We start from the raw sequence: 11853 nt of genomic DNA, 5'->3' as shown, positions 1-11853 counted from the left end.
GCGTCCAACCCACCTCGATCTTTGTCCATGGACCCTGCCTCCCGCCAGGGGTGATCGTGGCGGAGCAGTCCGTGAGCGAGAGGGACACAGGGACACGATGAACGGCTTCAGGGTGGGCGAGGACGATTTCGAACTGGACGGGCGGCCCGTGCGGCTGCTCTCCGGTGCGGTGCACTACTTCCGGGTGCACGAGGAACAGTGGGGCCACCGCCTCGCGATGCTGCGCGCGATGGGGCTCAACTGCGTGGAGACGTACGTCCCCTGGAACCTGCACGAGCCGCACCCCGGGGAGTACAGCGACGTCGAGGCGCTCGGCCGCTTCCTGGACGCCGCCCGGGACGCGGGCCTGTGGGCGATCGTCCGGCCGGGGCCCTACATCTGCGCCGAGTGGGAGAACGGCGGCCTTCCGCACTGGCTGACGGGCGCGGTGGGGGCACGCGCGCGTACCCGTGACGCGGAGTACCTGGGGCACGTGGACCGCTGGTTCGGCCGCCTCCTTACGGAGGTCGTCCCGCGCCAGCACGACCGGGGCGGTCCCGTGATCATGGTGCAGGTGGAGAACGAGTACGGCAGCTACGGCTCGGACCAGGTGTACCTGCGCCACCTCGCGGAACTGCTGCGCGCCGAGGGCGTCACCGCACCGCTGTTCACGTCCGACGGCCCCGAGGACCACATGCTCACCGGCGGGTCCGTGCCCGGCGTTCTGGCCACGGTCAACTTCGGCTCGCAGGCCGGGGCAGCCTTCGGGACGCTGCGCAGGCACCGCCCCCAGGGGCCGCTGATGTGCATGGAGTTCTGGTGCGGCTGGTTCGACCACTGGGGCGCGGAGCATGTCGTGCGGGACGCGGCCGACGCCGCGGAGGCGTTGCGCGAGATCCTGGAGTGCGGGGGCTCGGTCAACCTCTACATGGCGCACGGCGGCACGAACTTCGCCGGGTGGGCGGGGGCGAACCGGAGCGGTGGCGCGCTGCACGACGGCGTCCTTGAGCCGGACGTCACGTCGTACGACTACGACGCGCCCATCGACGAGTTCGGGCGCCCCACCGAGAAGTTCTGGCGCTTTCGCGAGGTGCTCGCCGCATACGCGAAGAGCCCGCTGCCCGAGCCGCCCGCACCGCTGCCCCCGCTCGGAGAACACACATCGGTCGACCTCACCGAGTGGGCGCCGCTGTCCACCGTCTTGGAGTCGCTCGGCGGCCCCCTGGCGGAATACGCCGTACCGCCCACCTTCGAAGAGCTCGATGTGGACCGCGGCCTGGTCCACTACGCGCTGACCGTGCCGGGCCCGCGCCGACCGTATCCACTGCGTGTACGGGGGCTGCGGGACCGGGCCGTGGTGTACGTGGACGGGGTGCGGGCGGGCGTCCTCACCGAGGAGGAGCCCGCCCTCGCCGAGCCTGTCGCGGGGCACGCGCGCGTGGAGCTGTGGGTGGAGTCCCTGGGGAGGGTCAACTACGGGCCGCGGACCGGCGAGGCGAAGGGCGTCACCGGTGGGATCCTGCATGAGCGGCAGTATCTGCACGGGGTGGCGGCCAGGGGGCTGCGGCTCGACGCGTTCACCTCTCCGGAGGCCGTACGGGGGCTTCCGGCGTCCGGGGAAGCGGCGTCGGGCCGCCCCGGCCTGTACCGGGGCACGGTGGAGGTCGGCGAACCCGGTGACGCCACCATCGAACTCCCCTCCTGGACGCGGGGGTTCGTGTGGGTGAACGGCTTCAATGTGGGCCGCTACTGGTCTGCGGGCCCGCAGACGTCGCTGTACGTTCCCGGGCCTGTGCTGCGGGAGGGGGCCAACGAGGTGTGGGTCCTTGAGCTGGAGGGGGCGGACGGGTCGGACGGGTCGGGGGCGGGGACAGTCTCACTGTCCCCTGTCCCGCCGGAGAGCCTGTAGGCAGCAAGTGCGCCGGAGGGGCTGTGAACAGCCACAGCCCCTCCGGCTTCCCCACGTCTCGTCAGACCTCGCGCACCTCGAAGGCGTCGAGCACGAACTCCGCGGTCCCGTCGTCCCCGCTCTTGCGCAGTCCGACCCACGCCTCGCCCTTGGCGGGGGCGGTGAACTCGTAGGTCAGGACGGTGGGTTCGGTCGCGACGGGCAGCTCCTTGCGATCGATCTCGCGGGCCGCGGGCTCATCGACGGCGGTGATCCACGCGTACTGGCCCGCCTTCTCGTTCTCGTACCGGAAGGTGACGCGGTAGCGCTTGCCCGCCTCGAAGCGGGCGGTGTGCGGGACGGTGCGGTACACGAGCCCCTTGTTCTCGCCTCGGGACTTCAGGGACTGGGCGCCGTCGATGACGTCGTCGATCGCCTTGCCGTTCCAGCCGCGCTGCGTGAACGGGGCGTGCCGTTGCGCGATGTGCGTGCGCGGGTCGGTGACGTCCCCCGCGTCGCCCTTCATGAACGGCCCCCAGCCCTGCGGCACCTGCTCGAAGTCCTCGGAGACGAGCCGCCCTCCTCCGGGGGCGCTGCCACGCGTGGGGACGATGCGTACGTTGTCGAAGCGCACGCGCGCGTGGCCCGCGTCGGCCCGGAGCGTCAGCTCGGCCGGGCCACCGCCCTCGGGGACGGTGAAGGGCACGGACATCCGCTGGAAGCGGGTGCCGTGCTTGCGGTCGGCCGCCACGTAGTTGCCCGCCGTGGAGGTCCGCGTCCAGTTGGCGGCGGTGACACCGTCGGCGGTGCGCACCTCCAGGGTCGCCTTCCGTTCGTCGCCGGTCTTCTCCCCGACCTCGACCTGTACGGAGGCGACGTACGTTCCTGCCTTCAGGCGGCGCAGCCGCTGGCCGACGGCGGCCTTGCCGCCCGAGCCGATGACGAGTTCGTGGTCACCGAGCTCGCTGAGCGCGACAGAGGCCGGTCCTGAGACCTTCCAGCCGTCCAGGGAGCCGGAGTTGAAGCCCGGGTCGCGCAGCGGGGTCGCCTGCCCCCAGCCGGGGTCGGGCAGCGCGGCGGCGCGCCTGCGGTAGAGGACGTAGGGCTGCTTGGCCTTGGCGTCGAGGGTCACCTTGCCGCCCCGCACCGGAACATCGGCGACGAAGACCCGCCCTTGGTCGGTGAGCCGGTACAGCGCGACCTTGCCGAGCCCGGACCACCCGCGCGGCAGCTGCCAACTCCCTTGCCCACCCTTGGGGTTGTAGTGGTAGAGCTTGCCGGGATCGGAGGCCTTGCGGGGCTCCCAGGGAAGCAGATAGCTCCCCCCGTCATAGACGACACGACCGTCCGTCACGATCCGACGGACGCCTCCCGTGTCGGAGACCGCCGTCCCGCCTTCTCCGGCCCCTCCGCCCTCTCCGAAGAAGGTGATCTCGTGCTCGCCCCAGGACTTGATGGGATAGGCCTGGAGATATTTGGCGGGCAGTGAATCGCTCCAGATCAGGTCATAGAAATAAGACCAGTCGGTCTTTCCGACCCACCCCTCGAAATTGCCCATGCGAGCAATACCCAGAAGCGTCGGCCACTTGTCGGCGAAGACGTCCTTCTGATGATTCCGAATGAAACGGATCAGACGGGAGTTGATACCCCTCGACGTATCAGGACCGTAATCCGTCTCGGTCGCCCAGTGCGACCAGACGGACGAGCGCTCGAAGCCGTGCCCCCACTCGCTGGTGACGATCCAGCCCTGCTTGCGCAGGGCTCGCTGCAGCCTGTCGGACGTCCACCCCGACTCACGGAATACATCGATGTAGAGAGCATTGAGCGCACCATCGGCTTCGTCCCGCAGATCGGCGAACCGCTTGATGATGTCGCCGGAGACCAAGTCACGGCGCTGATCGATGCGATAGCTCTGATCAAGCCAGTCCCACTGCTCATCGGCCTTGTCGACGAGCTTTTCGGAGAAGGCGTTCGCGACGGGATAGGACTCCGTGGCGTTCACATGCACGCTGAAGTCGCTGTTCCACTTCTTGCCCTCCCTGACCAGGGTGTTCAAGTCGCCCAAGCCGCCCGCGCGCGTGTTGTAGTTGCCCGCGTAGTCGGGATGCGCGGAGTCGTGCCCCTCGGACTGATACCCCTTGAGCAGCGTGTACTGCCGCAGGCCGTCGGTGGCCAGGTGGATCCGCTTGACGTTGTCGAGGGTCGCGAGGAACGGGTTCGTGGCCTGCGAGGCGAAGTTGAAAGGGATGTGCGGGACGACACGCAGATGCTGCTCGTCCGCGCCGACCGGCTTCACCATGATGTCGCGGAACGCGATGGCGGCGTCCTGCCAGTCGACCTTGCCGTCTGCGTTGCGGTCGCCGGTTATGACGACGGTGGCGTAAGGAAGGGGCTCGGTGTCGCCGACGGCGGCGGTGGCCGCGCGGTGCGTCCACTGGCCGGGGGCCAGGCGGGCCTCCACGTAGCCGCTCTTCCTGACGGTCTCCCGCCAGAGGCGGCCGTTGTCCCAGGTGGTTCCGGCCTCGGTGGTGGGCTTGTCGTAGACGGTGTTGGTCTCGACGGCGCCGCCGAGCGCGTCGTGCGCGACGACGGCGTAGGCGCATCCGGTGGGCGCCTCCGCGGCGGTGTCCGAGGTCAGCTTGACCTCGGTGTCCCCGCTCTTGGCCTTGTCGAGCTGGATCTTGGCGGCGAGGAGAGCGGCGCCCGGCTGATCGCTGCGTACGGAAAGGAGGGCGAGGCCGGGGATGCGGAGGGTGCCGACGCGCAGGGCATCGGTGTCGTCGATCTCCGTCACGCGCCACTGCACCTGGCGCCCCTTGAGGGCGATCTCGACGGTGATGGTGGTGCCGCCGTCGAGGGTGAGGACGTACTCGACCCGGCTGGCTCCGGTGGTCGCCGTCACCTTCGGAGTGTGCGTCTTGTCGTCCACCAGGAGCGTGGCGACGGTCTCCGGCTGGGCGTGCAGAACCGCTTTGGTGGCGCGGTCCGTGTACGAGACGACGCGGGGGAAGTCGGTGGCGACGCGCACGTCGAGGTCGGCGGAGCGGAGGACGGCTTCGCCCGGCGCGGCTGTCCTTGCCGCGGCGGAGGCGGTTCCGCCGAGGCCGACGGCGGCTCCGACGCCGGCCAGCGCGCCCGTGGCGACTACGACTCTGCGGCTCGGCCCTGACGTGTCTGACGGCTGCATGGCACCCCTCCGTGGAACGGATCTCGGTGCGGTCACCCTGCGCCGGGAGGGTCTTGCACGCCCATGGACAAAGGGGAGGCAGGTCTTGGACTAACGGGGTTCCCTATGCCGGGGGCTTGAGCAGGGGCCCGTGCCGGGGCTGAACAGTGCGGGTCCCTTGCAGGTGCCGAACAGGCCTCTCCCACCCACCCGCCCGATTACCCCGCGTCTCACCTTGCCGAACGAGCCTCTCCCACCCACCCGCCCGATTGCCCGGCATCGAGACGTGAGGGGACGTGTCGGTATTTCCGCCCGGAGCACGGTTCGCAGCACTCCCCAGCCGAAGCATCCACGCGCCCACCAGCGGATGGCGAGGACGGACATACCGGCGCGGCCCCGCCCCACAACCGGAGCGGGGCCGCGTCCAGCCAAGCGGCGTCAGAGACCCGACGCCGCCTTCTCTATGTCAGTGGCGAACGTCGACACCTCGGTGTAGACCCCGGGGAACTTGGGGCGCGCGCACCCGTTGCCCCAGCTGACGATGCCGACCTGGACGAACTCTCCGGCCTCGTCCTTACGGAACATGGGGCCACCGGAGTCACCCTGGCAGGTGTCCGTGCCGCCCTCCGCCAGCTTGCCGGCGCAGAGCTCCTCGCCGGGCGTGAGGTCGTCGCCGTACGCGGCCTTGCAGTCGGCGTCGCTCACGAACGGAACCGTCGCCTTGAGCAGGTAGCGCTGCTGGTCGCCACCCTCCTTGTCGGCTCCCCAACCGGCGATGGTGAAGTCGCCCTCGTTGAGCTTGTCGTCCTTGGCTATCTTCAGCGTGGGCTGGTCGATCGGCTTGGCGAGCTTGATGAGCGCCCAGTCCTTGCCCTTGCCGTCGTAACCCGGCGCCTGGAGGACCTTCGTGGACTTGACGCTGACCGCGTCCGAGCTCTCCAGGTCCACGACACCACCGGTGGCGGTGATGCTCGTGTTGTCGCCCGAGCCGTCCACACAGTGGGCGGCGGTCAGCACGATGTCCTTGGCGTACAGCGCGCCGCCACAGCCCATCGACAGACGGACCATGAACGGGAATTCACCCTGCTCGGCGGGGGTGCCGCCGACCACACGCTCACCCGGGGTGGGGCCGGGGTGCGGGGCCGCGGAGGCGGCGACGGGCTGGAGACTGACACATGCGAGGGCGATGGCACCGAGGGTGGCGGCTCTCTTGACTCCACGCAGCTTGGTGTTCAACGGGCTTCCCTTCGTGGGGGGTTCGTGGGGGGTTGTACGCGTTCGCGGCCCCACTCCCTCCCCGCGCAAGCACGAGGATGGCATGAGCCCGCCAATGCGTTGTTGCGGATTATGGAGATCAGTGTCCGCATAGAGCAAGGGGCGGTTTTCGGCCAAGGGGCCGCGCGCGGGCTGGTTCCGGATAAGGGAGCGCGCCCTAACATGCGTCATACAGTGGAACCAGGTTGAGGCGAATCGCGGCAACTCGACACAAGCTGAGACGACACAAGCCGTCTCATTCTTGGGGGGGGCGAACGTGGCGGACGGCGGCGGCCCGGTGGTGCACGGCTACCCCCACCTGGAGACGGTGCGCTCCGCGATCACCGCGCTCTACAAGCGCCTCTCGTACGACGGCGTCCACACCTTCGACACCAGCATCGCCCCCGCCGACGTCGCCTTCTCCGACCAGGAGGATCTGCATCTGGGCGTGCAGCGGGTGGCCCGCGAGATGGTGCGGCACCTCCGCCTCCCGGACGCCCGCATGATCGTCAGCTTCCGCGAGATGGAACACGCGGCGTACGTCGAACTCGCCGCCGGGCCCGAGTACTTCATCGAGCTGAACGACCGGTTCCGTACGCACCGCAGGGACATCGGCGCAGCCCTCGCCCACGAGGTCATGCACGTGTATCTGCACCGGCTTGATCTGACGTTCCCCGGCACGCGCGACAACGAGATCCTCACAGATACCGCCACTACCTATCTGGGCGCGGGATGGCTCCTCCTGGATGCCTATCGGGAGGACGGCGCCTCGTCGCAGAAGCTCGGGTATCTGACGCCGGAGGAGTTCGGGTACGTACTCGCCAAGCGGGCCATCGCCTTCGGTGAGGCGCCGGAGACGTGGTTCACCAGCGCGCAGGCGTACACCGCCTATACGAAGGGGCTCGCGCAGGCCCGCCTCGACGAGCAGCAGCCACCGCTGACGGCCGCGGGGTGGACGGGACGGCGGCGGTACGCGAAGGACCGGCGGTATGCGCTGACGCACGGCTCCGGTGGAGCGGGGGCGTACTCGTTCTCCCGCTCGTCGGGCGGGGCCGAGCCGCTGCGGGTCTCGTTCCCCTGCCCCACTTGCCGGCAGCGGATCAGGTTGCCTGCCCGGGGGCGGATGCGGGCGCGGTGCGCGTTGTGCCGGACGGTGCTGGAGTGCGACACGTAAAGGTGCGGGCCGCCCGCCCTATCCCTGGTTTCCCTGACTCCAGTGCGCGGGGCGCGTCAGGGACGGGGGAAGTTTCGTATCGGCGTCGCCCTTCGCCGCGTTGACCTGCGACTGGGTGAGGAAGAGGCTGCCGGTCAGGTCAGCGCCGCGCAGGTCCGTGTCCCGGAAGTCCGCGCCGATCAGGTCGGCCTGGCGGAGGTCGGCGCCGCGGAGGTCCGCGGCGATGAGACAGGCACCGCGGAGGGTGACGCCCCGGAGGTCGGCACCCTTGAGGCGGGCCCCGAACAGGTCGGCTCCCCTGCGGTCCTTCTTCTTCCGGTTCTTCTGGTCCTTATGGCTCTTCTGGTTCTTCTGGTCCTTCTCGTGGACGCCCGTGCGCACGAGTTCGCTGGTGCGCAGGAGAAGGACGTTGACGTCCTCACGGTGTGCGGCCACGTCCGTCTCGGCCACGGTTGCGGGGGCGCCCTGGGTGAGCTGCTCGGTCGCGTCCAGCGCGTGCTGGAGCTCGGCTCTGATCGGGCGGGCCTGCGGCAGGGCGAGCGCTTCGGTCAAGTACCAGAGCAGTTCGTGGAGTTGGCGCATCACCGGGAACACGTCGAACATCTGGCGGGCGGCGTCGGGGTCCTGCCGCCAGTCGGTTCCGCCGTAGGTGACCTGCGAGACCTTCTGCCCGGCGCCGAAGCAGTCATAGACCGTGCAGCCCGAGAAGCCCTTCTGGCGCAGGTTCTGGTGGATGCCGCAGCGGAAGTCCTGCTGGAGGTTGGTGCAGGGAGTGCCGGCCGCCTTGTTGACGGGGAAGTCCGAGGACTTGGAGAGGGTGAGGGCTACGCAACAGAGCCCGAAGCAACTGCCGCAGTCGGCCCGCAGTTCCTGCCGATCGCCGTCACCGTCACGGCCACCCTCACCGTCACGGTCACCGTCGCCAACCATGGGCAGCAACTGACGCTCGCGCGGCTGGAGTTGGGACTGACGCTGCTTCTCCGACATCAGGGCTCCCTCGAGCTTTGACAGGTGCGGCGATCGGGCGGGAGAGGCCCGGCAGCAGGGCACAACACCCCACCGCCGGGCACCCGCACCTCTACTACGCCGCCCGGCGCGCCCCGCCCCCACTGGGACGACCGCCACCGCCGCCACGCCGCGCACGGCCACCACCGGCGCCGCCGCCCGCGGAGGGCCGACCGCCACCAGTGCCGCCACCGGCGGAAGAGCGACCGCCACCCTGGGACTGGGACTGGGACCTGGACTGCCCCTGACCACCCTGGCCACCCTGCGACTGCCCCTGGGACCGGGCCCGACGCTGACCCTGGCCACCGCCGCCCCCGCCCTGCCCGGCGGGACGCCCGCGCCGACCACGCTGCGGCGAAGCCTGCTGCTGGGGAACCTCGATGACCACCGGCACCCCGGAGGGCTCCCGCGCACCGGTGATGCGGGCGAGCTCCTCGTCCGTCGACTTCACTCGCGCCGTCTTCGGGCTGATCTCCGCGTCCGACATCAGGCGCGTCATCTCCCGCTTCTCGTCCGGCAGGACGAGCGTGACGACACTGCCCGACTCCCCCGCCCGCGCGGTACGCCCGCCACGGTGGAGGTAGTCCTTGTGGTCGGTGGGCGGGTCGATGTTCACGACCAGGTCGAGATCGTCGACGTGGATGCCGCGGGCCGCCACATTGGTGGCGACGAGCGCGGTGACCTGCCCGGTCTTGAACTGGTCCAGGGTCCGGTTGCGCTGCGGCTGCGAACGGCCGCCGTGCAGCCCGGACGCCCGTACACCGTTGGCGAGCAGCCGCTTGGTGAAGCGGTCCACCGCGCGCTTGGTGTCCAGGAACATGATCACCCGGCCCTCACGGGCGGCGATGCGCAGGGCCACGGCCTTCTTGTCGGTCTCGTCCGCCACGTACAGAACGTGGTGCTCCATCGTCGTCACGGCGCCCGCGGACGGGTCGACCGAGTGCACGACCGGGTCCGCCAGGAACATCCGGACCAGACGGTCGATGTTCTTGTCGAGCGTGGCGGAGAACAGCATGGTCTGGCCACCCTGCTCGACCTGCTTCAGGAGCGCGGTGACCTGCGGCATGAACCCCATGTCGGCCATCTGGTCGGCCTCGTCGAGGACGGTCGTCCGCACCTGCGAGAGGTCGGCGTCGCCGCGCTCGATGAGGTCCTTCAGACGCCCGGGGGTCGCGACCATGATCTCGGCGCCGCGGCGGAGCGTGCCCGCCTGCTTGGCGATGGAGAGGCCGCCGACGACCGTCGACATGCGCAGGTTCACGGAGGTGGCGTACGGCGTAAGGGCGTCCGTCACCTGCTGGGCCAGCTCACGCGTGGGGACCAGGACCAGGGCGAGGGGAGAGCGCGGCTCGGCGCGGCGGCCCGCGGTGCGGGCCAGGAGCGCGAGGCCGAAGGCGAGGGTCTTGCCGGAGCCGGTGCGGCCACGGCCGAGGATGTCGCGGCCGGCGAGGGAGTTGGGGAGCGTGGCTGCCTGGATCGGGAAGGGCTCGGTCACGCCCTGTGCGGCGAGCGTCTTCAGCAGCGCCTCCGGCATGTCCAGGTCGGCGAACGCCTCGACTGCGGGCAGCGCGGGCTCGATGCTCTCGGGGAGCGCGAATTCGCCCCCCACCGGCCTCGCCTTGGGGCGGCCGGGCTTCTTCGCGGCGCCCCTCGCCTGGCCGCCGCCGGCCACCGGGGCCTTTCCGCGTGCGTTCGTGGAGCGCCCGCGGGCAGGACGTGCGGGGCGATCGGAGCGATTCATACGGAAATGCCTTCCTGGGCCTGGTGACAGCACAAGCCGGGACCCGCACCTATCCGGTGCGGGCCCCGGCTATGAGGTTCGCGTGCTACGACGATCAGGCGGGAACGATGTTCTCGGCCTGCAGGCCCTTCTGGCCCTGCGTGACGTCGAAGGAAACCTTCTGGCCCTCGAGGAGCTCACGGAAGCCCGAGGACGCGATGTTCGAGTAGTGGGCGAAGACGTCGGGGCCGCCGCCGTCCTGCTCGATGAAGCCGAAGCCCTTTTCCGAGTTGAACCACTTAACGGTACCGGTTGCCATGTCAATCTCCTCAACAGGGGCAGAGTAAGGAAAACCACGGAATTGTGGATTCCAAGCGCTGCAATGACCCCCATCCCGGAGAGACCGGAGTAAAACAATAATGCGCCTTCGGAGCATTCCCGTCAGGCGCACATAAAGTTCATGGGTACCAAAACTGCGACGCATAAGCCTAACACGGACGAGGGACCCCTTGTTTCGGGGTCCCCGCTGACCGCACGGGACAAGGCCGCCGCCCTTACTCCACTCGCCGCACCGCCGGGCAGGGGCGCCGGGACACCGGGACGCCGGGCCGAGATACCTGCCGCACGCACCTTCCTCCTGTCGGGGCACCCCGCTACCTTCAACCAAACAATCGCTTGGTTGAACGACGCGTGGCCATGGCGACCGCTACCGAGGAAGGCGGCCCGATGCGCATCACCCGTACACGTACGGCGGTGGGAGCCGCGGTCTGCGCGCTCGCTCTGGGCACCCTGCCCGCCTGGACCGCCCACGCCGACCCCATCACATCCGTATCCGTATCCGTATCCGCACCCGCGTCCGACGGCGTACACCTGATACCTCTCCAGGGCGCCGTCAACGTAAGAGACGTGGGCGGTTATCGCACCTACGACGGCGAACGCGTCCGCTACGGCCAGGTCTTCCGCGCCGACGCCCTGGCCAAGCTCACCGACGCCGACGTGGCCACCCTCGACGGGCTCGGCCTGAAGAAGGTCGTCGACTTCCGGGTGCCTGCCGAGGTCCAGTACGACGGACCCGACCGGCTGCCCGCCGGGCTCGCCCCGACGTCCCGGGTCATCAGCGACAACGGTCTCTTCACGACGCTGATGACCGCGATCGGCTCCAAGGACCCGGTCAAGCAGGAGGAGATGCTGGGCAACGGCAAGGCGGACGCCTTCATGCGCGACGTCTACCGCACCTTCGTCACCGACGCCGCGAACCGCGCGCAGTTCGCGGCGACCCTGCGCGACATCGCTCACGGCGGCAGGAAATCACCGCTGCTCTACCACTGCACGGCCGGCAAGGACCGTACGGGCTGGACCAGTTACCTACTGCTGCGTGCCGTCGGCGTCCCCGAGCGCACCGTCGTGGGCGACTTCCTGGCGTCCAACACCTACCGGGCCGCGTACGACGCGAAGGTGCGTGAGGGCCTGAAGCAGAGCGGCCTGATGCAGAACCCGGATCTGCTGATCCCGCTCCAGGAGGTCCGCACCGGCTATCTGGAGGCGGCGCTCGCCCAGGTGAAGGAGAAGTACGGAAGCCTCGACGGCTACCTGAGGAAGGGACTCGGGCTTGATACGCGGACGATTCTCGCGCTGCGGGAGCGGATGGTCGACTGAGTCGCTCCCCG

Annotated in this window: 8 protein-coding genes; 3 read left to right on the top strand and 5 right to left on the bottom strand. The window is 69.6% G+C overall.

What is annotated here, in order from left to right; translation table 11 throughout:
• Positions 1-97 precede the first annotated feature (97 nt).
• A complete protein-coding gene (locus ACWFRJ_RS25040; protein ID WP_453535006.1) occupies positions 98-1888 on the top strand; it encodes a glycoside hydrolase family 35 protein in 1791 nt (596 codons plus the stop codon).
• Between the two features lie 61 nt (positions 1889-1949).
• On the opposite strand, the gene ACWFRJ_RS25035 is transcribed toward ACWFRJ_RS25040, so the two are convergent.
• Positions 1950-5054, bottom strand: coding sequence for an endo-alpha-N-acetylgalactosaminidase family protein (locus tag ACWFRJ_RS25035; RefSeq protein ID WP_453535003.1), 3105 nt, complete (start codon positions 5052-5054; stop codon positions 1950-1952).
• A gap of 417 nt (positions 5055-5471) precedes the next feature.
• Entirely contained in the window at positions 5472-6353 is an 882-nt protein-coding gene (locus ACWFRJ_RS25030) for a S1 family peptidase (RefSeq protein WP_453535000.1), read from the bottom strand.
• Positions 6354-6564: 211 nt separating this feature from the next.
• Between ACWFRJ_RS25030 and ACWFRJ_RS25025 the strand changes: the two genes are divergently transcribed.
• On the top strand, positions 6565-7461 hold the full coding sequence (locus ACWFRJ_RS25025) for a hypothetical protein (RefSeq protein WP_453534997.1): 897 nt from the start codon (positions 6565-6567) through the stop codon (positions 7459-7461).
• An 18-nt stretch (positions 7462-7479) separates the two neighbouring features.
• On the opposite strand, the gene ACWFRJ_RS25020 is transcribed toward ACWFRJ_RS25025, so the two are convergent.
• The 3 genes from ACWFRJ_RS25020 to ACWFRJ_RS25010 form a co-directional block, all read right to left on the bottom strand.
• Complete coding sequence (locus tag ACWFRJ_RS25020; protein ID WP_453535717.1) at positions 7480-8391, bottom strand: pentapeptide repeat-containing protein; 912 nt, start codon at positions 8389-8391, stop codon at positions 7480-7482.
• A gap of 151 nt (positions 8392-8542) precedes the next feature.
• The gene (locus ACWFRJ_RS25015; protein WP_453534994.1) at positions 8543-10207 is read right to left on the bottom strand and encodes a DEAD/DEAH box helicase; all 1665 of its coding nucleotides are present in this window, start codon (positions 10205-10207) and stop codon (positions 8543-8545) included.
• A gap of 94 nt (positions 10208-10301) precedes the next feature.
• Positions 10302-10505, bottom strand: a complete 204-nt coding sequence (locus tag ACWFRJ_RS25010) for a cold-shock protein (protein WP_037661310.1) — start codon at positions 10503-10505, stop codon at positions 10302-10304.
• A 377-nt stretch (positions 10506-10882) separates the two neighbouring features.
• Here ACWFRJ_RS25010 and ACWFRJ_RS25005 point away from each other — a divergent pair, with 377 nt between their 5' ends.
• A complete protein-coding gene (locus tag ACWFRJ_RS25005; protein WP_453534991.1) occupies positions 10883-11842 on the top strand; it encodes a tyrosine-protein phosphatase in 960 nt (319 codons plus the stop codon).
• Positions 11843-11853 lie beyond the last annotated feature (11 nt).

This window comes from Streptomyces sp. NPDC055239, from assembly GCF_053606205.1.
Note: the sequence above shows the minus strand (reverse complement) of the source record. Positions and strands in the feature narration are given on the sequence as shown.